We start from the raw sequence: 26,526 nt of genomic DNA on the forward strand, positions 1-26,526 counted from the left end.
GAACAGTCTCGGTCAAACTGCTTCTTCCATAATAGCCACAGGCAAAAGGTTGTAAATACCTTGATTTGGTACAAAGTTCTTTACTTTTGGGCTTATTGGAGCGGTTTGGGCCTCACTCGTTGCCGAACCGTGCAAAATGAAGAACTTATTGAAGATGAAAAATTTGTACCGCCTTTGGATGGGGAAGCTGCGTTTGCTGAAATACGGGGAAAAGCGGCCTTGAAAAGAGGCTTGTTTCCAGATCGTTTTTTCCGAAGGGCCGGATGTATGGGGAGACGCTGCGGTGGACGTATGCCTTGATGGTAAAACCATTGTATATAGTTGTGGAAAACAGATAACGCCCTGAACCGCTTGGGCCCTCAGTGTGGGGATCGTTTCCACGAAATGTACGTGTGCGAATGCCTTGCTGCGGTTTGAGCCGTCCATGCGGAGCCCGTTTGTTGCCGGGGGATGAAAGAATGAGCGGGCTTTTTGATGCTGGAGGATGGTATCTAGGTTGTGTCGCCAATTATATAATATATTGAAGTTATTTGATTGTTCTAAAGTTATAAAAAGATTATTTTAATAACTTCAAATAATTATATGTAAAATGACGACACGGCCTAGAGGGAAGGTTTCGTATTGCCAAGAATGTAAGAATTTATTTGGGCTGTGTCATAGGAAATGGTTGATGCCTTATTTTCCAAAAAAATTCCAAGGGAATAACCAATAAAATCCCCCAACCATAGAATCCGTCAGCGGGAAAGCGAGGGAAAAAGCCTCTCTTTTCACCATACTGTGGAGATGAAGCAACCGCATGCCATGACAGAGCCTTATTTTTTATGTTTGGCTGTGTCATAGTATGTGGTTGTTTCATCTCCACAGCACGGTAAAATACAGCCTTTTTTCCAGTTTTCCCCTTGGTGGAATCTATGGTTAAGGTACTTTGTTGGTTATTCCTTTGGAACTTCAAGGAAAAAAGCACCAACCATTTTCTATGACACAGCCTTATGTTTTGGATAAACCTGTACGTTCGGCCAAAGAAAAGGCGGGGGATACCCGCCTTTCGGGTTTATGGAACCATTATGATCAGTGCCTGCGGGAGAGGGTGCTTTCATTGCCCGCTTGAATGGCGACGGCGACGAGCACAGGCCCCGCAAAGACGCCTACCGGCCCAAATGCGGCGAGGCCGCAGAGGATGGACAGGATCAGCGTAACGACCGACGCGTCGATCCCGGTCTTGAGGAAGAAAGGACGAAGCAGGTTATCCACCCCGGCTACGACCAGCGCACACCAGAGGGCAAGGCCGATACAGGCTACCGTGGAGCCCGTGAGCCACAGCCAAATGCACACCGGAAGCCAGACGAGAGCCGTACCGACAAAGGGGATGGGAGCCACGAACGCGGCAATGAGGCCCCAGAACGCAGGCTGGGGGACTTCCGCAATGGCGAAGCCCACACCGCAGAGGAACCCTTGGATGAGCGCGACGAACACAACCCCCACCAAGACGCCGAAGATGGCCTTACGGATGGTTGAAACGAAGCGGTTGATGACTTCGGCAGGCCACTGGGTCAGGCGGCAGGCGAACTCGTGGATAAGATCCGCGCGGGTCACGCACATCATCGTGATCATGACGAAGAGGAACAGCACCAGCACGGCTTGGAAGGCGCCGCCCGCAATGCCCACGCCGCCCGCGAGCACGGTTCGGGCCGCAGTCCCGGCAAGCCCCGCCGCGGTACTGGCAAGCTGATCCAGCCCGCCCTCAAGCCCCGGCAGGTTTTTGAGCCATGCATCCACGGAGGCGAACCATGCCTGCGCTTCCGGGCTGTGTATCCAGCCGGAATCGCGCAGGCCGTCAAGAATTTTGAGCCCTGCGACGGCTTGCGGCGTCACCAGCGACACCACGGTGGCGATCGGCAAGATCGTGATGGCCGCGAGGCCCACGGTATACGTCGTCATGGCCCACGAGGGAGACATTTTCCGGTGCAGCTTGCGGTACGCCGGATAGGTGACGCAGGCCATGCACATGGCCATAAACGTCGTGATCGGAAAAGGCCAGAGCAGGAAAACCCAAGCTCCGATGGCCAAACAGGCAAGCACTCGTGTCATGGAAAACTCCTCGCCGTCAACGGCGGGTCGGTTTGCTGCATAAAGGGGCCGTTCGGAAAAGCATCGCGCGGGAACGGCTCTCCGGCCTCGGCGGGATGGCGCAGCACCGCCCGTAAGGCTTCGGAGTAGGTGACGGACAGATTGGAAGGTGGGCCTGGCGCTCCAGAAAAGGAGAAAAGCCTTTCGGCGCTGCCCGCCACAGGCAGGAGGGGCCGCCATACGTCAGATGCGCATGAGGCGGGGCTGCCGTGCTACAGGTTCCCTGACTCCTCATTGTATTCGCGCACGGCTTTTTCCATCCGCTTGCGGATACGTTCCGCGTCCTGCCGGGCCGTGGCGAGATACGCCTCTACGCACTGGCGATAGGCTTCCATGTCGGCGCGGTACATTCTCCAGTCCATGGGGCCGTCGCCGGGCAGGGGCCGCAGTGGGGAACGGCAGTCGGGGGCGGGATAGTCGCCGCCCGGAAGCAGGGAGGCGGCCTGCGCCGTAAAGGGCAGAAGGAGCAGGGGCAACATCAGCAGAGTACGCATATCGTTTCCTTTCCGGGAAGGATTCCGGGATTCACGGGGAATTTCTAACAGAAAAGGCCGGAAGAGTATAGGAAACCTTCTCAAGAGGACGCGGCGGGGCGTTCCGGGCGGGGAGCGGACAGGGCAAACCCGCCCCAGACCGCGCAGGGGCACAGCATCATGTTAAGGGCTATATTCAGCGCCGCCGCGAGCGCGTCACCGGAGCGCCAGAGCAGAAAGGTATCAAGCGAGAAGGTCGAAAACGTGGTAAAGCCCCCCAAAAAGCCCGTTCCGAGCAGGCAGTAGCCCAAGGCGAACGTGTTGCCCGTGCGCCGCATCCAGCCCTGAAGCAGGCCCATCAGGAACCCGCCGAGCACATTGACGCACAATACGCCCAGCGGAAAGCCTGACGGCAGCTTTTCCATCATGGCGAAGCCCAGCATGGTGCGGCAGACCGCGCCCGCACCGCCCCCGAACATGACGGCAATGGCATTTCTGGAAAGGATCATGGCGTGATTCCTGTTACACGACAATGAGAAAATAGGCCGCAGCCGTGGCGGTGAGGCACAAGGCCGTATGCAGCGCCATGTTGAGCAGCGCCTTGGCGGGATGCCCGTCATGGAAGGCGGCGAAGGTATCCATTGAGAAGGTGGAGAAGGTGGTCAGTGCGCCGAGAAAACCCGCGCCCGCAAACAGCGCGGCAGCGGAAGACGTCCCCCAGCGCTGCCAGCATCCGGCCAGCAGGCCCATCAGCAGCGAACCGGAGACGTTGACGAGCAATGTCCCGTAGGGGAAGGCCCTGCCGAAGCGATCGGCGCACCAGAGCGAAACGCGGTGGCGGCACAGCGCGCCAAGCGCCCCGCCAGCCGCCACACAGAGCATTTCCGCAGGCATCATCAACGCTTCCCCGCCATATGGAAGTTCCGCCAGCGGCAACTGCGCGCTTCGAGCAGATTGCACACTTCGTAGAGGGCCACCCCCAGCAGGCTCATGGCGAGGATGCCCGTAAACATCTCAAGCTGATCCCCACGCCCCCACGCATCCATGATCAGAAAGCCAAGCCCGCGCCGCGTGGCGAAGGACTCCGCCATGAACAGCACCGCCACCGCCGTGCCGCTGGCGACCTTGAGCGCGGTCATGGCGTCGGGCAAGGCGGCGGGGATGAGCACATGCCGCAGCATCTGCAGCGGCGTCCCGCCGAGGGAACGGAAGGAATCGAGATATTTTTTGTCGAGCCCCTGCGCGCTGGCCCGCGTGACGACGAGGATCTGGTAGCCCGTGGTCAGGGCAATGAGCAGGACGCGGGGCAGATCCCCAAGCCCGAACAGGGTCAGGAACAGGGGGAGCAGCACGATCTTGGGCAGAGGGTAGGTCAAAAAGACCATTGGGGACAACATATTGTCCACAGACCGGACATGGCCCAGAATGAGCCCCAGCGGGAAAGCCGCCAGCCATGCGAGGCTCATGGCGGAGAGCACCCGCCATGCGCTGGCCCCGGCATGCTGCCAGAATGCGCCCGTGGTGAGCGCTTCCCCGAAATAGGCCAGCACATCCAGCGGACGCGGCAACAGAAATTCGCCGAGCGCCAGCGATCCGAGCTGCCAGATCGCCAACAAGGCCGCCAGCGCCAGCAGGTAACGGAAGAAGGCACGCATGATTTTTCCTACTCTCTCCAGAGATAACTGTTGCAAGAGGCTTCGGAGCCTTCCGCTGGGAGGGGGCACGTTCCCGTATCCTTATCCCCGCGGCCCTTCCCCAAACGCTTGGAAGGCGGACGCCCCCGGACATATTAGTCCGTGTCGTCGATTAGATATAATCTATTGAAATCAGTTAATTATTTTTCAAGCCACAAAAAGATTGTTTTCAATAATTTCAAATGATTATATAAAATAGGCTGTGTTGTAGAAAATGGTTGATGCTTTTTCTTGAAGTTCCAAAGGGATAACCGGCAAAATGCCTTATCCGTGGATCCCGCCAAGGGGAAAACCGGAGAAAAAGGCTGTATTTTCATCGCACTGTGGAGATGAAACAACCATAAATATAACAGAGCCATAAAATAACGACGGCCTAGGCTATGTGCCTGAAACGATTCCCTGTGCTCGTCCTGCATCGGAGCCCTTGCGGGGTAATCGTTCCGGGCATTTCAAATGGGGCGTTTTGAGAAACGCCCCTTCCGTTTTCCGCCTCAGCTCAGGAATTTGTGCAGAATCCGGGCGGCAAGGGGAACCGTGAGGATGATGGCGTAAAGCCGGACCATCTGGTAGGCGAGCACGATGGGGGCGTTGGGCCCCATATCGGCGGCGAGGCCGACCACCACGTTCAGGCCGCCGGGACTGGTGGCGAGATAGGCGCTGGTGACGTCGAGGTTGCCGAATTTGACGACGAAAATGGCGATGAGCATCCCCGCGATGAGCACCAGCAGGGTGCTGATCACCAGTACGGGCCATGTGTCCCGGACGGCCAGCAGCATTTCCGGTCGGTACATGTTGCCGACCAGCACGCCAAGGCCCGCATAGATGCAGAATTGGAAGGGCCGGGGAAAGGCCGCCTGAGGAAGCGAGGAAAAGCTCTTGAGAAGGATGACGGCGACGATGGCGCCGGTCATGGCCCCACCGGGAAGGCCGAACCATTCAAAAATGAGGCCGCCCGCAGCGCCGCACAGCAAGAGGATGATCAGCGTGGACATGAAAAATCCTTCGTTTCCGACAAGGCGGCGTACACCTTTTTCGTCAGTGAGAAATACCGTTCCCCGCCGCGGGGATCCGCGTCGCCGAAACAGGGGTTTTCCAGCCACATGACGCTGCGGGCGGGATGGCCGTTCATCACCATGACGTGCTTGCCAAGAAACACGGCTTCAGGAACATTATGCGTCACGAGGACGCAGGTGGGACGGCGGCGCTGCCACAGCGACAGCACGGTCGTCTGGAGGTGTTCGCGGGTCAGGGCGTCGAGGGAAGAAAAAGGCTCATCCATAAGCAGGATGTCCGGGTTCGTGATCAGGGCCCTGCCTATGGCGACGCGCTGCCGCTGGCCCCCTGAGAGCTGAGCGGGATAGCGCATCCCCAAGCCGCCCAGCCCCAGTTCGTCCAGCATGTCCGCGACGGCTTTCCGGCGCGTGGACGGTGCGGCTCCCTGAAGCTCCAGCGGCAGGGAAAGGTTCTCCTGCGCCGTCTTCCACGGAAAGAGCCCATAATCCTGCAGGATGAACGAAATCCTTCCTTTGTCGCGCCTGCCGGCTTCCCCGGTACTTACCGTGCCCCGGTCCGGCTTGTCCAGCCCCGCGAGGAGATAGAGCAGGGTGCTTTTGCCGCATCCCGATGGGCCGATGACGGAAAGGGTTTCCCCGGAGGGCAGATCAAAGGAAAGGCCGTCCAGAACAGGGCCTTCTCCGTAGCCCTTGCTCAGATCACGGACGGTGATGCCCGCATCGGACGCGCGGCTCACTGAAAGACCACATCCCCATAGGCGGGGTCTTTTTTGAGGATGCGGTTAGCCTTCATCCAATCCGAGAACGCCTTGATGTCCGCTTCCGAAGGCAGGCCGGTCGGCGTGTGCGCCATGTCGAAACGCACCATCGTGTAATTGGCGGAAGCGCCCTTGGGCAGCAGGCCCTTGGCCTCCATGATCGGGCGGTAGGCATCGGGGTTTTCGTTGATGCGCTTCGCCGCCTCCCTGAGGGCCTCGCGGAATTTCGCCACGGCCTGAGCGCCGCCGGGGGCGTCGAGCACGTTGCGTTTCAAGGCAATGACCGCAAGAGGCGTGTTCAGCTTGCAGTCGTTCAGGATGGTGCGCGCGCCTTTCGCTTCCACAAGGGACACCAGCGGCTCAGGGAGCAGGGCGGATTCGATCTGGCCGCTCAGGAGCATCTGGAGGCGTACCGGGATCTGGCGGATATCCTGCCGGTTCAGGAAGTCGGGGGCGGCCCCCTCCTGCTTGAGGAGCTGCACGAGCAGGAAATCAATGATGGTGGCGCTGGAAACCGCGATGTCCTTCCCTTTGAGGTCGGCCAGCGTTTGCGCCTTGGATTTGGGGGAGACGACGAGCCCGAAACAGCGGTTGTCCGGCGAGGAGTGTGAGGTCGTCGCTATGATGGCCTGCGGCGAGCCGCTTTCATTCTGCATAAGGACGTTGATGATGTCCCCGAAATGCCCGTCCAGCGCCCCCGCCCGCATGGCTGCGCCGAGTTCCAGCGCGCTCTGGAAGGGGATAAGCTCCACTTCCAGCCCTTGCTTGGCAAAGAGGCCCTCGTCCGCAGCGGCGTGCAGGACGATGGTGTCGGCGGCGGGGAGGACGCCGAGCTTGAGCGGGGCGCTGTGTGCGGGCTGGAAGGCGGCAAGGACGAGCAGGGAAAGGATGACTATCAGGCGGCGCATCATGTGAAGTTCCGTTGGGTTAAGAGTGAAGTTCCGGCGTATTCTCAATGGAAAAGGCTGTGTCATAGAAAATGGTTGGTGCTTTTTTCCTTGAAGTTCCAAAGGAATAACCAACAAAGTACCTTAACCATAGATTCCACCAAGGGGAAAACTGGAAAAAAGGCTGTATTTTACCGTGCTGTGGAGATGAAACAACCACATACTATATGACACAGCCATGGAAAAAAGATGGTTGTGCAGATTCGCCGGAACCGATTCTTACACCGGATTGCGGAAAATATCCAGTGCGCCCCGTTTCGGAGCATTCGCTTTTGCAATGGACAATATGTTTTAACTATATGAAATTCAAAATAAGTTTTTAGAAAAGCCTCGAAAAGGCGAACGTCTCCCGCTTGGGGGATGCCGCCGCATCAAAAAGGCCGAAGGGGAAGCAAAAAGGGGTGGCCCAAACGTGTGCAGCATGCCCGCATATGGATAAGGGCAGGGGGCTTCCCGCCGCAGGACGAGCTTTTCTTCCCGTATATGGTTCGCATATGATAGGGTAGGGCCCCATCGTGGCCTCCTTTCGTATCTTCCTCATATAAGCCGCATACGGATAGGGCAGGGCTGAAGATGAGGCATTTGGCGCGGAGCGGGTGGCGTTCCGCCTGAGGATAGGGCAGGGTTTCATGGGAAGCTGCTGAAACGGCCCGGCTCAGGGTGCCGTAGATGAATGGCAGCCCTCACAGCCCGGATACGAGCGCCCCGGTTCAGGGCGCGCATGGGCGAATGGCCTTTTCCCGGCGGCGCGGATCTGCTAGGAGGACGGGAATACGACAACACCATGATCCCGCGCCATCCGCAGGGATACAGGAGCAACACGATGCAGGAAAAGCTGTTTGACCGTCTGATGGACGTCATTGAATACGACGTAGCCCCGTTGACCCGCAAGCGCGTCTCCATCGGCTGCAAGGTCTTTGGCGCGGCGGTGCTGCGCAAGGATGATCTGTCCCTCGTCCTTGCCGAAACCAATATGGAGGCGTTTTCCCCGCTCTGGCACGGCGAAGTGTACGCCATCAAACAGTTCTGGGAATTGCAGGGCCATCCCGACCCCAAGGACTGCATCTTCATCGCCACGCATCAGCCTTGCTGCATGTGTGCGTCGGCCATCGCGTGGAGCGGCTTCCCCGAACTGTTTTACCTGTTCGGCTACGAGAACACGAGCAAGGACTTTAATATCCCCCATGATCAGAAGATGATCCGGGAACTGTTTCACTGCACCAGCCCGGCGGAGGATTCCAGCTACTACACAAGCCGCCCCATCATGAGCCTGTGCGATACGCCGGAAGCGGCGGCCCGTTTTGAGCGTATCAAGAGCCTGTATGCGGAACTTTCCGCCGTATATCAGGCTGGGGAAAAGAAGATGGTGCTTTCATAGCAGCCTGTGCGGAGTATCCGCAAAAAACGCCTTGCCGATGGTCCTTCGGCAAGGCGTTTTTTGCGGGCGGTTAGGGCGTGTCGCTAATTATATAATATATTGAAATTATTTAACTATTTTCAGGTTGCAAATATATTATTTCAATAATTTCATATAATTATATCTTAAACGACGACACGGCCTAGGGAGTGTTCACGCTATGCCGAGTTTTTCCAATGACTGAAACGGGTTGGAAGGAACATTCAATATCGCGCGAAAGTGGATATAACCATGTGTAAAAAATACTTTTTTGTTTGTGTAAACAGGCCCTAGCGGGAAGGTGATGCCCTCTGTGGACTGGAGCGGTTGAGTGGGGAAACGGGAATACGTTCAGCGCCCACGGGGGAAACCGCGAATAGCCTGCAAAGGGGAGCCCTTTCGCCGTCAGACGGCACCACTATGCGAGAGGCCGACTAGTCTTCATCCTTAAACCATGTATCGGGATCGTAGCTGGCCGTATCCTTACCCGCCAGGTAGTCGTCCACGGCATGGACGATCAGCTTATAGTCCGCCATACGCCGCTTTTCCAGCGCCTGATCGCGGGGGATGATCAGCTTGTCAGGATTGACGAACTGCCCCTGCTTTCGGATACGGAAATCGAGATGGGGGCCGGTCGCCGTTCCCGTCGCCCCCACATAGCCGATGGTTTGCCCCTGCCGTACCCGTTTGCCGTTTTTCATGTTTTTGGCAAAACGGGACATATGCCCGTAGAGCGACTCCAGCCCGTTGTCGTGGCGGATAATGATCTGTTTGCCGTAGCCTCCGGCCCGCCCGATCTTGGTAATGACCCCGTCGCCTACGGCCATAATGGGGGTTCCGGTGGGGGCGCCGTAGTCAATGCCCTGATGGGGCCGGGTGTTGCCGAAGACCGGATGCCGGCGCGCCATGCTGTAACGCGATGTCACGCGCAGGAACGAGAGCGGGGCTTTGAGCAGTTCCCGGTGGAGGTTGTCGCCTTCCGCATTGTAGTATGTTTCCCGGCCGCGCTCGTTGTGGAACAGATAGGCCGTATACAGTTTGTTTTGATTGGTGAATTTCGCACCGAGCACGCGCCCATACCCCTCAAACGCATCATGGCGGAAACGCTTTTCCACCAGAACCTCGAAGGTATCGCCTTCCCGCAGATCGCTGATGAAATTGATTTCGGAAGCGAAGACCTTCGCAAGGGCAATAGCCAAGGCTACACTTTCGCCCTGTTCGGTCACGGCTTCGGAGAGCGTGCTTTTGATCCCACCTTTGATGACCGCCAGTGAAGTCTGGTAATCGATCTCTTCAAGCCGGGCGGCAAAACGGTCGTCCTTCTTCTCAACGACGAGGTATCTTTCCTGATTGATTTCGTACTTGAAACACCGGAACGCCTTGGTTTGCGGATCACGGACAATAGTGAAGGGCTGGCCGAAACGAACCTTGGTCAGGGCATATACCGGCTTGGCCGCCGCGAGCAGATCGGCAAGCTCGTTTGCATCCATCCAGTCACCAAGGATTTTTCCCGCCGTGTCGCCTTTCTGGATCTCGCTGCGGAGGATTTCCCCCTGTTCAGGGTTCTGTTCGATGGTGTAGCGCGGATTATCCTCATAGACTTCAGGTTGTTCGGTGTTTTCCTCCCCGGTTTCCTCGTTGCGCGCTTCCGTGCCCTCGTCTTGCTCGAATCCATCTATGGCATGTTCGGGAGACAGGGACAACATGCCTTCCACATGGGAAATCACGTTTTCGAGGGGAGCTGGAAGCGGTTCGGCATCATCACGGAACCGGAGAAGCAGCGCGAGGCTGAGAAGGATAAGGCATAGGGAGATGATGCTCCATAAAATCCGTCGCATGGGCAGACACCTGAATCATTGCAAACGTGTTGGGGTTCGCCGGTCGCCGCACGAAGCCGTTCCCAAAGGATGGAAAGCGGCGGGGGGAGACATTCCCCGGCACGGCACGAAATATGCCTCATACCCTATTCAAGCGGAACAACCTACCGTTTTTTTGGTAAAAATATTTTTACAAAGAGGTTCCTGCCGGATCTGTTCCACAAGAGCGGAAACACGTTGAAACCTGTCTGGGGCTATAGGGAAACGTGGCGTAGGGAATGAGCATTGCAAGAAGAGGCTGGGAACGGCAGCTCTCGTTTACACTGTTCTTTTCCAGAAAAGCTTGGTATAATACCCTGTTAGCGTTGTTTTTCCTTCTCGGAGAAAAATTTTTCTCAGAAATCAAAAAAAGAGCTTGCCAAAGTGGAGGCTTTTCGCTAGAACTCTCTTCGCGCCGAAGTGGTGGAATTGGTAGACACGCTAGGTTCAGGGTCTAGTGGGGGTTCCCCCGTGGGAGTTCAAATCTCCCCTTCGGCACCATCAAAAAGTCCAAAATGGTCCATAGAAGGCCGAAATCACTAAGAAAAAACGTGGTTTCGGCCTTCTCTTTTTGTCCAGTAAAAACCAAGTACCCACGTGGACACCCACAAAAATCGTTGGTAGATTCGCAGGTACCAATACCACGACGCCATTTCGGCACGGCGAAATACCAGCAAGCTACAAATCTTCTTTGAATTCAAATGGATGGAGGTGGATTTTTCTGGTTTTCGCCGCACACTTCCGGACTGTTTTGGAGGATACCAACATGAAACTTTCCGATGCCGCTGTGCGGAACGCCAGGGCCAACGGCAAGGTGCAAAAACTTTCTGACGGCGGCGGCCTGTACCTTCATGTGACGGCGACAGGCAGCAAATTGTGGCGGCTTGCCTACAGATTTGAGGGCAAGCAGAAACTGTTGAGTTTTGGCGCGTATCCGGCGGTTTCCCTGAAAGATGCCCGCCATCGGCGTGATGACGCCAGAGAGTCGCTTGCCAAAGGGATTGATCCCGGTGAGGAAAAAAAGCAGGCCAGAGAAGAAAAACTCGCCAAAGAGCGGGAAGAACGGGACACCTTTGAATTTGTGGCGCGGGAGTGGTTCGCCAAGTACGAGCCGACGCTCTCCGAAAAGCACGCCAAGAAATTGCGCCGCTATCTGGAAAACACGATTTTCCCGGTCATTGGCGGAAAGCCTGTCACCCAGCTTGAGCCTGCCGACTTTTTGCAGCTCGTTCAGCCATCGGAGCGTCTCGGCCATCACGAAACAGCCCACAAGCTCATGCGCCTGTGCGGACAGGTGACGCGCTATGCCCGCATCACCGGCCGCGTGAAATACGATGTGGCTGCGGGATTGACCGAAGCGTTGACGCCGGTGCAGACAACGCATTTTGCCGCCGTCACCCTGCCGGACGACATCGGCCAGCTCTTGCGGGATATTGATGCCTATGTCGGCTATACCTCTGTGGTCTATTGCCTGAAAATCCTGCCCTACGTTTTCACTCGCCCCTCGGAATTGCGACTGGCGCACTGGAGCGAGTTTGACTGCAAAAACGCCATCTGGCTCATCCCGGCTTCGCGCATGAAGATGCGGCGCGAGCATGTGGTGCCGCTGTCAAAACAGGTTCTGGCCTTGCTGAAAGAGCTTCACACCTATACCGGCAACGGTGAACTGCTGTTCCCCAGCGCCCGCGCGCTTACCACTCCCATCAGCGATGCCGCTCCCCTGGCCGCGTTGCGGCGCATGGGCTACGGCAAGGAAACCATGACCCTGCACGGCTTCCGGGCAATGGCCAGCACCCGCCTCAACGAGCTTGGCTTCCGGGCGGATGTCATTGAAGCACAGCTTGCCCACAAGGAGCCGGATACCGTGCGCCTTGCCTACAACCGCGCGGAATACATGGAAGAACGTCGGCAGCTTATGCAGAAATGGGCCAATTATCTGGACGAATTACGCGCCACTAAACGATAAGCATGGAGGCAACCATGACCGATACCATTCATTCCGTGAAATCGCCTCAATCCCCGGAACAGGATACGTTCGTCACCATCGGCAACATACCTGAAGATGACCAGATTACCGTTGCCGATACCGGCTGGAGTGAAGAAACCAGAGAACGCATGAGGCTGGCTGGGTATGACGATATGGACATGATCCGGGCGTGGTATAGCTGAAAAAATACCCCTTTGCTCAAGCAGGCGGCACGAATATTTGCATCGACATTCCCATGCGATGCCCTCACAAAATCCGCGCCGCCTGTTTTCATGTTGTCCGAACTCGGCGGCTTACTCTTTTTCCCAGCTTTTCATATAATAATCGTCAAGATACATCTTGACATTTCATGAAGACTTGCCATCATCTGGATACAGGAGATCGCCATGCAACAGGCTCAGATAGAAAAAACGGCAAAGGTCAAATTCGCCACGCAGGCTGATCCGGCAGTGCTGCAAACCCTGAAAAGCATCGCGGCGAGCGAAGGCCGTCAGATTCAAGCCTTGGTGGATGAAGCCCTGCGCGACTACATTGAGCGCAAAACCGGCAATACTCCCCGCAGGCATGTGATGGATGCATTCAGGAACAGCATGGAGCAATACGACAGCCTGTACCGGGAACTGGCGAAATGATGGATTACCCGACTCTGCATGAAGTTCTGGCCATCCATGCCGAAGCCATCAAAGTATATGGCGGCTCCAATGGTGTGCGCGACCTCGGAGCCATTGAAGCGGCATTGTTTCGGCCGCAAAGCGGCTATTATGCAGACATCATCGAAGAAGCCGCCGCGCTCATGGAAAGCCTGCTCATCAACCATCCGTTTGTTGACGGCAACAAACGGGTAGCCTTTGCGAGCTGTCATGTCTTTCTGGATATCAACGGATACCGTCTGGATGCGGATCCGCAATGGCTGTACGACAGAATTTTGCATTGGCTTGGAGAAAAAGAAGGACGATTTGAAACTATGGTACAGGATCTGCGTTGCTGCATCAGCAAACGCTGACCGCAAAACAACCTGATTACGCAAGGCCTCCGGGGGGAGGTCTTTTTTGCAGTCGGCATTTTTGCGCAATGCCTCACAAAATCCGCGCCGCCTGTTTTCATATTGTCCGAATTCGGCGTTTGAGCTACGCTTTCCTCCATGTTGGACCAGCAAAAAATATCCCTCGGCAGGGTACGGCAGGCATACTGGCTGACCTCGAACGAAGTCGAAACCGTCATTCAGGCAATGTGGCCTCATGCCGTTTTTCCTGCGGAATTATGGCGCAGAGCGCATGAAGCGTACTGGAAAGACTTCGCTGACAGCAATCAGACCGTCTATAACATAGAAAGTCCTGCTTTACCGCAACCCTGTCTGTCAGACAAACGGATCCACACCCATTTGTTTGGGTGTGACATCATGGATTTTTTTAAAAAACTTTCATGGAATATTCATGCCAATGCCTTGGAACTGGGTCTCAAGTACATTCTGGAAGAAACCTATGATGAAATTGACAACGTATTTCCTGAGGAACGAGAGTTTTTGTTCCATACTCTGAAAAATCTTAAAACAGAAGATTTCTTTGACCAATACTCGCCAGACTCTCCCCTGTTTGAAGAATCGATGTTCACGATACCTACTGTTTTACTGGTGCAGTGCCGACAAGCCCGAAACAGGACACAAAACCCAGATGGGCAGAAAAACGCAGCTTGGCCGCCTGTTCACGGAAAAAGAATATGGCGATCCCAAGTCGTACCGAAACCTGATGAACCGCCTTCTTGAAGAAGCTGACGCATACACCATCATTCAGGGGTGATTTTTTAGCTCCATTTTCCCGTATTCCCGCGTTTTCCCGTCTTTTTCCCGCCAAATTCCCTCACGGGATTTTTTCCAAACGTGCCAGACTCTCCTGAAGACCAATACCCTTCAGGAGATTTTTTTATGGCACAGCAAAAAACATCATTCCCCGAATTCGGCTTTGTACGTCTACCCCAGATTCTGGCCTGCATCCCCATTTGTGAAAGCGCATGGTGGGAAGGCTGCCGAACCGGTCGTTATCCCAAGCCTGTAAAACTTGGCCCCCGCACCACAGCCTGGCGTGTTGAGGACATCAGGGAGCTTATTGAACGCCTGAGCAACGGTGAAGACAATGTCAGGTAGCGCAAGCCTTCATCTCTATACTTGGAGGCCGAAATGAGCGCCGACATTCTGCACAACTTTGCCGAGTGTCTGCGTGCAGCCGGGCTGGAGGTCGAGGCCGTTCTGACCGATGGCCTCCTGCATCGCTGCGGCACAACGGACAGGCCCCATCGCAAGGACGGCGCGTACAAGGCGTTTCTGGACGCTCCGGCCTCCATCTGGTGGAAGAACTGGCGCACCGGCGATGAGGGAACATGGACGGCCAGGCCGGAAAGGGAATTCAGCGCCGCCCAGCGCAAGGCTCTGCAAGAGCGCCTTGCCGCTGCCAAAGCCGACACAAAGGCCGAACAGGAGCGCCGCTGGAAGGCAGCCGCAAAGCTGGCCGCGAGCATCTGGAACCGTTCCCGAACCGCCGGGGACGACCATCCCTATCTGCAAAGAAAGGAAGTTCCGGCCATCGGCCTGCGACAGACGGAGGACGGGCGACTCATTGTTCCCGTGCTGAACCCGTTCGGTCGGATACAGAGCCTGCAATTCATCCTGCCGGACAAGCCCACCGAGGGGACGGACAAATTCTTTCTCAAGGGTGGCAAAACGTCCGGCGGATTCTGCTCCATTCCTGCAAAAAACGAATCCAGGGACGGCCCGTTGCTCATTGCCGAAGGCTACGCCACAGGAGCAAGTCTGCATCTGGCTACAGGATACGCCGTGCTGATCGCCTTCAATGCCGGAAATCTGGAAGCCGTGGCCCGCATGGCACGGCAATCCTATCCAGACAGAGAGCTGGTACTTTGTGCGGACAACGACTGTGAAACCGTCAAACCCGATGGAACGCCGTGGAATCCCGGCAAAGAAGCAGCTTCCAGAGCGGCGCGGCCTATAAACGGCAAGTTGGCTGTCTGTCCGGCCCATGGCGGCAAGGCAACGGACTTCAACGATCTGCATCGGCAGCGTTCCCTTGAGGCTGTCCGTTCTGTTGTGGAAGCGGCACGAAAACAGGATGTTGATTGCCCCATGCCGGAGAGCTTCTTTCTGGTACCGGAAGGCAAACGCGCCGGACTGTACAAACTGGAAACCAAACCGGACGGCGAGCTGAAGGAAGTCCGCATCGGGCCTCCGCTCGCCGTGAAAGGTATGACCCGCGACAGCGAGGGCAACGAATGGGGTCTCATGCTCGAATGGGCTGACCCGGACGGCAAAAAGCACACCTGGCCCATGCCCATTGAGCTGCTCTTCCGGCAGGGCACGGACTGGTACAGCGCCCTGGCTTCCGGCGGCTGGTTCGGCAATCCTGTTGCCAGAAAAAAGCTGGTGGATTTTCTGGCCACCGTCCGGCCCGCCCGGCGTATCCGCTGTGTGCCCCGCACCGGCTGGGACAGGGCCGCCTACATTCTGCCGGATGCCGTGTATGGCGATACCTCCGGCGAAAGCGTGGTTCTGCAATCCGCACATCACGGTGATCTGTACCGAACCGCCGGAACTCTGGACGGCTGGAAGGAAATAGCCGCACTCTCCATCGGCAATTCCCGTCTGAGCTTTGCCCTGTGCGTGTCCTTCGCCGGGCCGTTGCTGCGTCTGGCTGGTCTGGAGGGTGGCGGATTCAGCTTTGAGGGAGGTTCGTCATCGGGCAAGACAACGGCCCTCCAGATTGCCGCGTCCGTCTGGGGCGGTCCGGAACACGTCCGAAGCTGGCGCGCCACGGACAACGGCCTTGAGAACATTGCTGTCCTGCACAACGACAATGTGCTGATTTTGGATGAAGTCGGACAGGTCAACGGCAAGGTTCTGGCCGAATGCGCCTACATGCTGGCCAACGGTCAGGGCAAGGGACGCTCCAGCCGCGAGGGCAATCTGCGCAAATCCCTTTCCTGGCGTCTGCTCTTTCTCTCCAGCGGCGAACTTGGTCTTGCCGACAAACTGGCTGAAAACGGGTTGAAATCCAGAGGCGGCCAAGAGGTGCGTTTTGTGGGCTTGCCTGTGGATACGTCCATGCTCATCGAACTGCACGGTTTCCCTCATGCAGGGGCAGTGGTGAATCGCCTCAAAGAATTGACCGCTCTACATTACGGCCACGCGGGCCGCGCCTTCCTGCACAAATTGACCGAACCTGACACCATGACCACGGTTCTGTCCGAGCTGCAACCGGCTCTTGCCAATACGGTCAGTCGTCTTGTGCCTGTCGGAGCGGACGGACAGGTGCGGCGCGTGGCCCAACGCTTCGCGCTCTGCGGACTGGCCGGAGGTCTGGCCGTGCAGATGGGAATTCTGCCCCCTGATTTTGAAGCTCCAGGCTGCGCCGAACGCTGTTTCCATGACTGGCTGACAGCTCGCGGAGGAATCGGCGCTTCCGAGGATACCGCCATCCTCGCGGCCGTGCGCCTGTTCATCGAACAGCACGGAGCAAGCCGCTTTCAGGACTTGGATACTCAAATGGCCACCTGCGTCAACCGTGTGGGCTTTAGACGCAACGTCCGGGGCGTCACTGAATATATCGTATTGCCGGAATCGTTCAGGGCCGAGATCATCAAAGGTTTCTCGCCTCGACGCGCGGCGGCGGTTCTCCGCAACGCGGGGTGGCTGCACCTGAGCGACGACAAGAACACGACAAAACGTGAACTGCCCGGCATGGGCAGAGTCAGGGCCTACGTCCTCGTTTTGCCCGATGAAAGCGGCAATGATGAATCATCATAACGGTATCCAAAACGCGTGGGCATGGTGGGCAGGTGGGCAAATGCCCATGCGACGCCTGTTTGTTACGCCCACCCATGAAAAAATCAAAAGTGGGCACGGGGAAAAAAGTGGGCGCGTTTTCTTCCCGTTATCCCTTGCTTCGCCCCTGTGCCCACGTTGCCCCCCAAAAAACAATGAAGGAGAAAACAATGTCACTCCTTGTCTTGCATATGGATAAATTCAAGAAAGACGCCATTCGTGGCATTCAATCGCACAACCGGCGCGAACGCGAGAGCCATTCCAACCCCGACATTGATTACAGCCGAAGCGCGGGAAACTACGATCTGCATGAATCCGCCTCAGACAACTACGCGCAGGCCATCCAAAACCGCATTGACGACCTGCTCATGGTCAAGGCCGTGCGCAAGGACGCCGTGCATCTGTGCGGTCTGATTGTCAGTTCGGATAAATCGTTCTTTACCCGCATCGGCAAAGACGAAACCAGGCGCTTTTTTGAGGAAGCCGCAACGTACCTCACCGATTTTGTCGGCAAGGAAAACGTCATCTCGGCCATGGTTCATATGGATGAAAAGACGCCGCACATGCACTTCCTTCATGTGCCTGTGACGCCGGACGGGCGGCTCAACGCCAACAGCATCTATACCCGTGCCAGTCTGAAAAAGCTGCAAACCGACTTGCCCATCTATCTGCAAAGCCGTGGCTTCGACATTCAGCGTGGCGTTGAACAGAAGCCGGGAGCAGCCAAAAAGCATCTGGATACGCGGGAGTTCAAGCAGCAAAAGGAGGCTCTCGCCGGTCTGCGGAGCGAGGCCTATGCCGTAGCGCATGAAGCCTTGCTCCTCATCGGAGAAATGGCTGAAAGACGGAAGCAGGAGGAAGTCTTGCAGGAACGTCTGCAATCCATGGAACAGCAGGCCCGTGAGGCGGAAAACATTTTATCGAACATGCCGGAACTCCCACAGGCGTCCTTGCTCAATTACAAATCCGTGCTGAAACAGGCGCAGACGATCATGACGCAGCAGCAAAAAGCCCTTGCCGAAAAAAGCATGATCGCGGCCGCCAGAGACAAATTACAGGGCGAAAATGAGACGCTGCAAAAGCGGCTGCAAGAGCTTTCAAAACAGCATTCTCTGCTCAAAGCGCAGTATGCGCAGGAACGGGACGCCAACGCCCACAACATGCGCAGCCTGATGCAACGGGAGCGGGAGCTTCGGGATGAGCTGGAGGAATATCAGGAGTTCACCCTCCAGCCGGAAATCAAGCCTCTCCATGCCGCATTCCTTCAGGAAAAGGAGAAACAGCGGCAGCGGGAGGAAGAGGCACAGCAAGAGCGAGAGCGTCAGGAAGAGGAAGCTCGCCAGCAGTCCGAGCGTGAACGACAAATCCGACAGGAGCCGGAGGCCATGCCGCAGCGCCATCGCTCAAGGATGCGCTGACCATCCGCCGGGAATCTCGACTCGAAGGCGAGTCATAGCCCACTAGGGTTTACTGCGTAAACCAGTGGGCAAGCGTGCCGCTTGACCGCCAAAGACAAAAGGCAAAACCGGGGACATGCCCCGCCACCCACAGGAGAAAACACCATGACCATCACAGTCAGCCAACTGAAGGAAATCCGACAGGAGTTCGCCAGACTCAAGCCCGCCACCGTCACGCTGGACGGAAACCGCGCCATGACCGTGAAGCAGGCCATTTTTACCCTTGCCCCGACGCTAGAGAGGATGAAGAAGCGCGGCTTCGATACATTGGAGATTGTCGAAAAGTTGCATGAGAAAGGGGTTGAGGTGAAGCCCCAAACCCTGACCAAATATCTGACCGAAGCCAGACGGCAGCGGGAAAGCCGAAAAACCAAGAAGAGAGACACACCCCCGCCGCCTCCGAGACACGAACAACGCGGCAGCTTCATTGTTGCTGACATCCCGGGTGATGAACTGTGAGAAAAAACACTCAGGGGAGAAACCGTCATGGCAAAAACGTACGGATACATCCGCGTATCCAGCACCGATCAAAACGAGAGCCGCCAGAGCATTGCTCTTGAGCTGTGTGATTCATAGACATCGTTTGAACTGGTTTTGGCTTGATCTGGTAGTAGCTCCTTTCCCTTTCAAGGGCTTACTCTCAGAGCATGCCAAAAGCCAGTTTAATACCCTATCTTCTTTGACAGCAGCATATTTGGTATTATTATTCGATAACACATTAGTTTTGTTCAAATTCTACGATAGTGAAATTTAATTGTTTACTGTTTTCCTTAACTATTCGTTGAATGCTGGAATCAAACCCTGATGGATTTTCGGTAACAGCCTCTATTTCAAGAGTAATTTTAATACTGGTTCCTGTATATTCATATAGGTGCTGTATAACTTCATCAAAAATGGCCTGACTGTCCATCTTGCCCATCATGGGATCAATCTTCACATTTCCCATAAAGCGGTGAACCACGTTTTCAGAACCATCTGTTCCCGAAGAATCGGGGGGTTCCAACGTTCCGCCTCCAGAGAGAGTATCGCCTCCCGATTGGCCAGTTTGTCCTGCTGAAGAAGGCTTACGGGATTCAGCTGCAAGAAGAGCCTCTTCATATTGCTTTGCCTTTTCAGGGGAAACCAGCAAGGCAGATGAATCCAGAATAGCCAGCCCTGCCTTGCCGAAGGAAAAGCCGAGAAATTTTTCTTCCTCCAGCCCCTGGGCAATGGCGAAAAAGTCACGAGAGGGCAGTCCATCGCTTATGGTTTGCGTAAATACGCTCTTGCTGCCTAGGCGGGGCAGATACAAGTAGCGGCATGTTGCCTGCCATACGTCCATGGCCTTCCTGTAGGGCGCGTTGTTATTCCAAAACCACTGATCCAGCGCATGTTTGAGATGAACGGGAGCCCAGCGTTCGATGACCATTTCATTTTCACGAAGCTGCCGCTCAATCTCGGAAATGAGGTTTGTCGTTCCGCCGGGAATGGGGAGTCTCTCCCATACTGTTTCGGTAAGGTTTCTTTCCCCGCAGTAAGGGACAAGAAGCCATTTGAAGGCTTCCTCGACTGAACGGGCTGCAATCTGTCTCGTCTTCTCTGCTGCTGTACGGGCATTTTTTATCTGGAGAGTATCCAAAACCAGCTTGTCTTCCGCGCTGTCGGAAAGAATGGACTGCCAAGCAAGGAAGGATTTGATCTGATCAACAAGCCGGGAGATATTATCGTGCTCCGGCGCAAGAAACACCAGACGGTTCCTGTTCTGGCGAGGCACATCTCCCCTGTTTTCCAGTATGCCTTGCGCGGCAGATAGCGCGCCGTTGTCCAAGGTTTTGCTGTAGGCTTCCCGAGGAGGGAGAACAACAAGGCGAAGCTGCTCGTCATCGGGAATGTCGCTGCCGGGAGCAAAAATATGCACGGCAGAAAACATCCCCTGTTTCAGAGTATGACGCAGGCGGTCCTTCATGAAAGGAAGCGCCTGTTCCATGCCGTATCTGGCCTTGCGGTCTTCCATCTCTCTGCGCAGATTGGGGCGCACATTGAACCAGAATTTATCATTTTCCATGTTCAGGTAATAAAGCTTGTCCTGCAGGCGCTGGAGGGAATCCCGGAAAACGGCCAGAGCGCAAGACGGGAGAGCCGCTCCTAGGAGGATGCGCTTCTCATCAATGCCCCGGTACACATTGCTTCCACCCAAGTTGCCTGCCGGTGCAGACCCCAGAAAGATGGTACGCGCCACACGACGGCAGGATTGAATATTGCCGAAACGCGGCATGCTCATATCCAGTTGCGTTGGCTGCGCGTTTTCTCCGTCAATATCCTTATCGACGACAGGATCCCATCCCTGAGGAAGATAATAGATAATGTCGGCTCGTGTTCCCCCATCGTAGAACGGCAGGCTGCCGGGCATGATGAGCGGGTCGGTGCTGTTGTCTTTCCACAGACGATGAATGACCTTGGCCATAAATTTCAACACGCCTCGCGTCCGCTGGAAATTATTCAGGGAGGACCAGTCTTCATACAAGCGATCAAACACTTCCGGATGTATGGGATAGGCGGCCTTCAAGCGGGCAAGATAGTGACTTTCCTGCGTTTCCTGAGGGAAACCGGAGGCATTTTCAATATAGAAGCCGGCAAAGGCCCTGCATACGTCATCGGCGCTTTTTCTGTCTGTTACCGGAGCAAAAAGCCTGCGTCTCACGACCTCAAAGGCTTCTTCCGCACCGACAGGTTTCCAGAGTGCCTGAATGCGTCCAAAGGTATGCGAAAGCGTTTCCAGGGCGCGTTGACCGTTCCTGTCACCGGCTTCAGCCTTGGATTCCGGAAGAGAGGCCAGCAGCACGGCATTGGAAACGCCTTTTATGGCTTCCGTAAGGGCCTGCATGAAGCTCAGATTGGAAGAAAAGGTGCCTCCGGTCAAAGGCGTTTCGGAGAACTGACGGATATAGGCCACCAGCTCATCCATAAGAATAATGCACGGTGCGGCGTTCTTCAGTAGCTTTTCCAGAACAGCCTTTCCCGGCGAAGTTCCGGCCCTGTCCGAATCGGCCACCATGGCGTAGCCTTCCGCTCCGCCGAGCTGCCAGGCAAGTTCTCCCCATATGGTACGGACGGACAGCTCTCCGTGAACAAGCGGCTGGTTGGGAGACATGCCTATGCCGTCAATAACGGCGATACGGGCACGCGGCAGTTCCGTAAGACCGGCATCGTCCAGAAGAGCAGGAACCCCCGGCATATCACTGGGAGGGCATGTGGCGGCAGCCAGGTGATACACGGCCAGAAGCGTATGGGTCTTGCCGCCGCCGAACGCCGTCTGGAGCTGAATGACGGGATCGCCGCCTCTGCCGGAAAGGCGCTCCAGAACAGAGTGAAGCAGGTGTTTCATGCCTTCGGTGATGAAGGTACGTTGAAAGAACAGCGCGGGATTCTGATATTCTTCCGTAGCCGTTCCGGCATGGACGCGGGATATATCGGCCGCAAATTCCGACTGCTGGAAGGCGCCCCGCAGGACATCGGCATGGGGCGTGACAAGTTCGCGCCAGGGCTTTAATTGCATGACAACACCTCAGCTTTCCACGAGCAATGGGAGGAGAGAGTTTGAGAATCAACAACACGAACGGCAAAGCCCATAGGGGTAAAACGTTGTTTCAACCTGTTCAGGATATGAGCCATGACTTCGCGCTTATCCATGCCTGATGTTATATTTTCAAGCTCAAGAAAGAGAATCAATTTTACAGACGCATCAGACTCTTCTGAAAATACTGCGCTATAATAGGGCTCCAATTCTAGGTTATTGCTTATTTTTGCAATGGAAATTCCACAAATAGTATCACGAAATTGCCATCCAACTTTATCAATAAAATTTGATAAATTTTCTCCTGTGTCATTAAATGGTTTTTCTGTATATCGTTTTACTTCAAGAATCATTGTTTTTACACCATTACAACACAAAAAATCAGAGGCATGGGTATGTTGCAAAGGCATCATCTTTTTTTCATGAAATTCGGAGTGTTCATATCGCATGATATGCCATTGTTCAGGAAATGAAAATTTGATATCACGCTCTGTTTCTTCATGCATGCTACATTTCTCCATCAGCTTGCAAATAGCGCGTAGCCTGCTCAATACTGGCATCCAGAGCGGCGATGTCTCCAATGTCATTGGAAGACTTGCCCTGCCTGACTTCAACGCCGTTGCCGGTAAAGTGCAGACCGAAGTAACGGGCATTGGAGCGCTTTTTTTCCTCCTGAAGAATTTCCAGCTCTCGCAAAAGGAAAAGACTGTGCGTGGCGATAGTGACCTGCATGACCTTGCTGAGCTTCACCAGAATTTGTGCGAGCTTCACCAGAAGCTTGGGGTTCAGATTGGCTTCCGGCTCATCCCAGAACAACGAAGACTTGTTGCGCAGTTCCCCGTTCAATATCAGATAGGCCAGCATACCGAGCTTGCGATGCCCTTCCGCCGCAAGAGGGGCTTCAAACTGCCCGCCGGTACTTTTGGAAAGAAAATAAAACCTGTTGTCTTTTTTTACCACTGATGCGTTCAGCACTTCTTCCAGCGACTCAACAAGCTTTGCTGTGTCGGCAGGCCGCTTTCCTTTCAGAGGCGCAGGATTCAGGGCTTTGGCCAGAGCGAGGTACGTTCCGTCGAAGGCAAGTTCTCTCTTTTCCAGAGCGCCCTGAAAGCCCTCGAACACGGAAAGTATTTCTTTGGGAGGAAGAAACAGCGTAGAAGAACCTAGAGACTCATACTGTGGAGATGGCCATATATCCACCTTTTCCGTTTTTCTTGTGGAAAAGGAAAAACCAAGACTGCCTTTGCGGTCCCATGTTGCGGAAACAGAGGAGGCTGCGCTGCCCTGAACACGGGAAGCGAGCCTGCCCAGGCTTTCAGGGCGGAAGATATCCACAAGATTCTGGGCGAACTCGCGCTCTGCCACATCTTTGGCAGGGGCTTTGTCGCCAAACGATTCCAGCGTCTTCAGGACAGTATAGCCCAGTTTCAGCAAGTGACTTTTGCCGGTACCGTTTTCCCCTATGACGACATTGAGACCGGGAGAGAACTGAAGCTCGGCCTTTCTGAAAACCGTAAAATTTTCGATATGTAATGTTCTGAGCATATTCCCTCCTACAGCAGCGAGGTCTGTTCCTGCTGCCTGACAGGAACCTGCAATGAGGCCTGTTCAATGTTGGGCCAGGCGACGACCAGTTCGTTATAGGCGCGGGCATCTTCGGCCCAGCCCTTGCGTTCACAGAGCGTGTACAGCCGATAGGCAAGGGAGCGGATGGCTCCGCTCTGCGTTCCACACTGAGCAAGCAGAGTTCCTGTCGGGCCTTCTCCATGCAGGTTCAGGCTGCGGATAAGCTGATGCAACGATTCCCATACCGGTTTTCTGGTATCCTGCAAAGGATCCCAGCCTTCCGGCATATCCTGCCAGCGCAAGAGGCGCACTTCCCCTCCGCCGGAAGCTACCACACCGGCTTCGGCAAGGCCTGATGCACTGGTGCCCTTGGCTCTGGCCAGCACGTCGGCATCGCCGAACTTTCCTGCCGCCCAGCCGTTGCTTTCAAACCAGCTCAGGCAGAACATGGTGTCGTTGTCAAAATCGTCTTCTCCACCGAAAAAGCGGTTGATGATGCGCAGGGCATTTTTCACGCTCATGGGGGAGCCGTCGGCTTCCAGCACGGCCTTGTATTTGCTGAATACCGCCATGCCGGGGCCGATGATGGCCTGAGAAAGGTCCACAGGAGCCACGGGCGAGTTCACGCCGCCTCGCGTCATTTCATCAAAGGCCGTGGGCAGCACGTCGTTCAGTTCCCGCAGAAATTCCCTGCGGCTGATGCTGGGAGCATCCTCCGGGCGCTTCCGGCAGACAAGAACGATGGAAGAGGCAAGGGCGTTGGTGCCCGAACTGATCATACGATTGCCAAGTTCTGTGCGCATGGGCCATGTACCACAAATGGCAAATCCGGCGCTCAGCACCGCCTCCAGAAAGGTTTCCCAACCGGTATTGGAAGTGCCTTTTTCAGCTTTTGTTTCCGATTGCTTGAAGGCATAATAGATGGTCACAGGGAAGGCAGGATGGGATTGAGCAGCCAAGTTACGGATAGCCTCCGTCATGCCGTGCAGAAAGAAAATTTCCGCAGCTTCTTTGCCTCCATGTCGGTAGGGAGTAGCTACCAGTTCTTCTGCTTTGGGCACAGACATGGTAGCATACAAAGAAGGAAAAACTTTGCGCAATGAACGACGAAGCCATATATAGAAAAAATCTGACAGATCAGCATACCCTATATTATCATAATACGGAGGATCTGTTGATATTATTTTATTAAAACTTATATTTTCACCTTGTGCTTCAATTTGATAAACATTTCCATTTTTATAAGTTGAAAAATATAAAATAGATTCAAATATCCATGCTACCATAGAAGTGAAATTACCAGTTGAAAAACTAAATGGATTTCCTTCTGTATAGTCCCATACCATTGGAATAGCCTGTCGTCCAAAGGTATTTCTAATTTTTGTATACCCTGTATCCCATCCACAAATAGAAGAACTTCTATCTGCCAGTCTATCCACAGCAAAGGCCAAATACACCCCCACAGCCTCCGCATAGGCCTGTGCGCCTGTGCCTCCGGCTTCAAGGCCCAGTCCGTCGTCCGACATGCCGGATGCCAGAGCATCGTTGCGGCATTTGGTTATGGCTTCCTGCACCAGATCGGAAAACGTGGTCAGCGCCACAAGCTGACGAGGCGTGAAGAGATCGCCATAGGTGGTTAAGCCATAATTAGGAGTTTTAAAATCTCGTGGATTGTCTGGTAGTTGTATAGAGGGGTTCCATGTCGGCTTTGCCAGCTGTGCTATAGCCACCTGTTCTTCACTGGGAGACAAATAAACTCGTCCCCTTGTTCCTTCGGCTACGATAGCCATGAGCCGTTGCCCCATATGACCGTTTTGTCCTTCTTTTCGGATATGGTGATAGGAAATAGGCGTATGTGAAAACAGACAGACAAACGCTTTTCTTTTGCCTGCGGTTGTTCCTGATGCGGCTTCCTTAGGCGGCTTGCCCATGCGAACGGTAAAGCGGTAGCTGTCGCCTTCCACCACAGGCTGAACCCAGGCTTCCTTTCCTGCCTTGCTGGAAAGCACGAAGGTAGAGGCCAGCGGCACATCCACATGCGAAAAAGCAGGGTTGGGACTTTTGACGGTGCGCGCCCATATCCAGGCAATGACGGTCAGTTTCTGGCCGACATAGTCCTGCAAATCGGGGCGTTCGGAAGCCATCTCTTCCGTGATTTTTATCTGCGGATACAAATGACCGATGCGTTTCTGCGCTTCCTCCCGCATCCAGTGGCCATAACGACGCACATCTTCGGCCAGCCCCTGTGCTCCTTTCCACTCGCTCAGGGGCAGCGCATCCTTTGTGGACGGGGGAATGGGGCCAACCGGAGCACGTCCCGCAAATTTGGGCGGAATTTCGATCATGGCCTTGTTGATGGTGACGGCCACGGGATTGAGATCAGAAGCCCATGCCTCCAGCCCAAGGCGCTGCGCTTCCAAAGGCAAGGCTCCGCCTCCGGCGAAGGGATCGTGAAAGGCTGGGAGCTTGTCGGGATTGAACAGCTCGGCAGCCTGCGGATGATCCTTGTTGAGCTTGCACGTTTCCCGCCAGGATTTGCGAATCTCCTCGCGCGCCCGCTCCAGAACATCTTCGTTGGTGGTGTTTTCCCACTTCACCAGATCTTCAATAATCTTGAACAGGCGTTCCCTTTCTCTGGATGCGGCTTCCTTGTTCATGCCCCGCTGATACTGACGTTCATACCCCGGATCATTGACCATCTGAGCAAAAATGACAGCCCTCGCCGCGGCAAGCGGACGACGCGCCCACCACAGATGCAGCGTGCTGGGATGACCATGCCGTATGGACTTTTCACGCGCTGCCGCGGCATTGATGGCGTCCAGCGGCAAGGCTACTTCAATGAGTTTCTTCGGGGTTTTGATGGCAGGCATG

At 55.2% G+C, this 26,526-nt stretch carries 24 protein-coding genes and 1 tRNA gene; 11 read left to right on the forward strand and 14 right to left on the reverse strand.

The features are described from left to right. Nucleotides 1–12: 12 nt before the first annotated feature. From AC6I1V_RS00725 to AC6I1V_RS00765, 9 genes are all read right to left on the reverse strand, one after another. A complete protein-coding gene (locus AC6I1V_RS00725) occupies nucleotides 13–426 on the reverse strand; it encodes a hypothetical protein (RefSeq protein WP_486854711.1) in 414 nt (137 codons plus the stop codon). 642 nt (nucleotides 427–1,068) lie between these two features. Then, the gene (locus tag AC6I1V_RS00730; protein ID WP_302552378.1) at nucleotides 1,069–2,088 is read right to left on the reverse strand and encodes an AI-2E family transporter; all 1,020 of its coding nucleotides are present in this window, start codon (nucleotides 2,086–2,088) and stop codon (nucleotides 1,069–1,071) included. Nucleotides 2,089–2,339: 251 nt separating this feature from the next. After that, entirely contained in the window at nucleotides 2,340–2,621 is a 282-nt protein-coding gene (locus tag AC6I1V_RS00735; RefSeq protein ID WP_302552377.1) for a UBX domain-containing protein 8, read from the reverse strand. Nucleotides 2,622–2,701: 80 nt separating this feature from the next. Then, the gene (gene crcB, locus AC6I1V_RS00740; protein WP_302552376.1) at nucleotides 2,702–3,109 is read right to left on the reverse strand and encodes a fluoride efflux transporter CrcB; all 408 of its coding nucleotides are present in this window, start codon (nucleotides 3,107–3,109) and stop codon (nucleotides 2,702–2,704) included. A 13-nt stretch (nucleotides 3,110–3,122) separates the two neighbouring features. Beyond that, nucleotides 3,123–3,497 (reverse strand): fluoride efflux transporter CrcB, encoded by a 375-nt coding sequence (gene crcB / locus AC6I1V_RS00745; protein ID WP_482333723.1) that lies wholly within the window; start codon nucleotides 3,495–3,497, stop codon nucleotides 3,123–3,125. After that, nucleotides 3,497–4,255 carry an ABC transporter permease gene (locus AC6I1V_RS00750; RefSeq protein ID WP_308771039.1) on the reverse strand — a complete coding sequence of 253 codons (759 nt, stop codon included), beginning with the start codon at nucleotides 4,253–4,255 and terminating at the stop codon, nucleotides 3,497–3,499. The genes crcB (AC6I1V_RS00745) and AC6I1V_RS00750 overlap by 1 nt, the downstream gene beginning before the upstream one ends. A 530-nt stretch (nucleotides 4,256–4,785) precedes the next feature. Then, entirely contained in the window at nucleotides 4,786–5,286 is a 501-nt protein-coding gene (locus AC6I1V_RS00755) for an AbrB family transcriptional regulator (protein WP_308771038.1), read from the reverse strand. Continuing rightward, nucleotides 5,274–6,044 carry an ABC transporter ATP-binding protein gene (locus AC6I1V_RS00760; protein WP_486850716.1) on the reverse strand — a complete coding sequence of 257 codons (771 nt, stop codon included), beginning with the start codon at nucleotides 6,042–6,044 and terminating at the stop codon, nucleotides 5,274–5,276. Before AC6I1V_RS00760 ends, AC6I1V_RS00755 begins: the two co-directional genes overlap by 13 nt. Next, the gene (locus tag AC6I1V_RS00765) at nucleotides 6,041–6,976 is read right to left on the reverse strand and encodes an ABC transporter substrate-binding protein (RefSeq protein ID WP_486855062.1); all 936 of its coding nucleotides are present in this window, start codon (nucleotides 6,974–6,976) and stop codon (nucleotides 6,041–6,043) included. The genes AC6I1V_RS00760 and AC6I1V_RS00765 overlap by 4 nt, the downstream gene beginning before the upstream one ends. 709 nt (nucleotides 6,977–7,685) lie before the next feature. On the opposite strand from AC6I1V_RS00765, the gene AC6I1V_RS00770 reads away from it, so the two are divergent. After that, entirely contained in the window at nucleotides 7,686–8,390 is a 705-nt protein-coding gene (locus AC6I1V_RS00770; RefSeq protein WP_486854957.1) for a nucleoside deaminase, read from the forward strand. Between the two features lie 452 nt (nucleotides 8,391–8,842). Here the strand turns inward: AC6I1V_RS00770 and AC6I1V_RS00775 are convergent, their stop codons facing one another. Next, on the reverse strand, nucleotides 8,843–10,246 hold the full coding sequence (locus AC6I1V_RS00775; RefSeq protein ID WP_497736743.1) for a M23 family metallopeptidase: 1,404 nt from the start codon (nucleotides 10,244–10,246) through the stop codon (nucleotides 8,843–8,845). A gap of 432 nt (nucleotides 10,247–10,678) precedes the next feature. Here AC6I1V_RS00775 and AC6I1V_RS00780 point away from each other — a divergent pair. The 10 genes from AC6I1V_RS00780 (at nucleotide 10,679) to AC6I1V_RS00825 (ending at nucleotide 18,995) form a co-directional block, all read left to right on the forward strand. Next, nucleotides 10,679–10,765: transfer RNA gene (locus tag AC6I1V_RS00780), tRNA-Leu, on the forward strand. 265 nt (nucleotides 10,766–11,030) lie between these two features. Continuing rightward, nucleotides 11,031–12,230, forward strand: a complete 1,200-nt coding sequence (locus tag AC6I1V_RS00785; RefSeq protein ID WP_178639886.1) for an integrase arm-type DNA-binding domain-containing protein — start codon at nucleotides 11,031–11,033, stop codon at nucleotides 12,228–12,230. A gap of 14 nt (nucleotides 12,231–12,244) precedes the next feature. Next, nucleotides 12,245–12,433 carry a hypothetical protein gene (locus tag AC6I1V_RS00790; RefSeq protein ID WP_178639885.1) on the forward strand — a complete coding sequence of 63 codons (189 nt, stop codon included), beginning with the start codon at nucleotides 12,245–12,247 and terminating at the stop codon, nucleotides 12,431–12,433. A 204-nt stretch (nucleotides 12,434–12,637) separates the two neighbouring features. Next, a complete protein-coding gene (locus AC6I1V_RS00795; protein ID WP_178639884.1) occupies nucleotides 12,638–12,883 on the forward strand; it encodes a hypothetical protein in 246 nt (81 codons plus the stop codon). After that, nucleotides 12,880–13,254, forward strand: a complete 375-nt coding sequence (locus AC6I1V_RS00800) for a type II toxin-antitoxin system death-on-curing family toxin (protein WP_178639883.1) — start codon at nucleotides 12,880–12,882, stop codon at nucleotides 13,252–13,254. The genes AC6I1V_RS00795 and AC6I1V_RS00800 overlap by 4 nt, the downstream gene beginning before the upstream one ends. A gap of 138 nt (nucleotides 13,255–13,392) precedes the next feature. Continuing rightward, nucleotides 13,393–14,013 (forward strand): hypothetical protein, encoded by a 621-nt coding sequence (locus AC6I1V_RS00805; RefSeq protein WP_497736745.1) that lies wholly within the window; start codon nucleotides 13,393–13,395, stop codon nucleotides 14,011–14,013. Between the two features lie 159 nt (nucleotides 14,014–14,172). After that, entirely contained in the window at nucleotides 14,173–14,391 is a 219-nt protein-coding gene (locus AC6I1V_RS00810; protein ID WP_178639881.1) for a helix-turn-helix transcriptional regulator, read from the forward strand. A gap of 33 nt (nucleotides 14,392–14,424) precedes the next feature. After that, nucleotides 14,425–17,061, forward strand: coding sequence for a DUF927 domain-containing protein (locus AC6I1V_RS00815; RefSeq protein ID WP_178639880.1), 2,637 nt, complete (start codon nucleotides 14,425–14,427; stop codon nucleotides 17,059–17,061). 188 nt (nucleotides 17,062–17,249) lie between these two features. Further along, nucleotides 17,250–18,497, forward strand: coding sequence for a MobV family relaxase (gene mobV / locus AC6I1V_RS00820; protein WP_178639879.1), 1,248 nt, complete (start codon nucleotides 17,250–17,252; stop codon nucleotides 18,495–18,497). Nucleotides 18,498–18,641: 144 nt separating this feature from the next. Continuing rightward, nucleotides 18,642–18,995, forward strand: a complete 354-nt coding sequence (locus tag AC6I1V_RS00825) for a protein MobC (RefSeq protein ID WP_178640919.1) — start codon at nucleotides 18,642–18,644, stop codon at nucleotides 18,993–18,995. A gap of 259 nt (nucleotides 18,996–19,254) precedes the next feature. Here AC6I1V_RS00825 and AC6I1V_RS00830 read toward each other — a convergent pair whose 3' ends face one another. From AC6I1V_RS00830 to AC6I1V_RS00845, 4 genes are read right to left on the reverse strand one after another with little or no spacing between them, the layout of a single operon-like run. Further along, nucleotides 19,255–22,071, reverse strand: a complete 2,817-nt coding sequence (locus tag AC6I1V_RS00830; protein ID WP_497736747.1) for an ATP-binding protein — start codon at nucleotides 22,069–22,071, stop codon at nucleotides 19,255–19,257. Next, nucleotides 22,062–22,595: a hypothetical protein gene (locus AC6I1V_RS00835; RefSeq protein ID WP_178640913.1), complete on the reverse strand. Its 534-nt coding sequence runs from the start codon at nucleotides 22,593–22,595 to the stop codon at nucleotides 22,062–22,064. The genes AC6I1V_RS00830 and AC6I1V_RS00835 overlap by 10 nt, the downstream gene beginning before the upstream one ends. A 1-nt stretch (nucleotide 22,596) precedes the next feature. Further along, nucleotides 22,597–23,634, reverse strand: coding sequence for an AAA family ATPase (locus AC6I1V_RS00840; protein ID WP_178640910.1), 1,038 nt, complete (start codon nucleotides 23,632–23,634; stop codon nucleotides 22,597–22,599). 8 nt (nucleotides 23,635–23,642) lie between these two features. Then, nucleotides 23,643–26,525, reverse strand: coding sequence for a DUF8807 domain-containing protein (locus AC6I1V_RS00845; RefSeq protein ID WP_178640907.1), 2,883 nt, complete (start codon nucleotides 26,523–26,525; stop codon nucleotides 23,643–23,645). Nucleotide 26,526: the final 1 nt, after the last annotated feature.

This window comes from Bilophila sp. T19-St14, from assembly GCF_059728385.1.